Annotated in this window: 1 pseudogene; it reads right to left on the bottom strand. The window is 42.1% G+C overall.

Features of this window, described 5'->3' with window-relative positions:
* Window positions 1-69 (bottom strand): annotated as a pseudogene (locus A3712_RS27445) (glutathione S-transferase); the annotation flags it as partial.
* Window positions 70-242: the final 173 nt, after the last annotated feature.

The following is a 242-nucleotide window of genomic DNA, read 5'->3' as shown; positions in this document are numbered from 1 at the left end:
GTGTTCGAATATTAGCCATGCGCGCAGTGACCAAGTGGAGTAGTTCTGATTAGCGATATAAAGCTGCATAAATGCTTCCTTGCGTCTGGTGTATGTGCATTTGAGCTTAAGGGATTGTATTACGGCGCACTAACGGATAATTTTGATGCAATACATTAATAAAAACGATGGGTAGTGATTACAGTATGGATATTGATGCGTTGCGAGGCTTTCTCGCGTTTGTGGAGACCAGCAGTTTTACA

The sequence above is a fragment of the Vibrio sp. HI00D65 genome (genome assembly GCF_001635455.1).
Taxonomy (GTDB): Bacteria; Pseudomonadota; Gammaproteobacteria; order Enterobacterales; family Vibrionaceae; genus Vibrio.
This window is presented reverse-complemented; position numbering and strand designations above follow the sequence as displayed.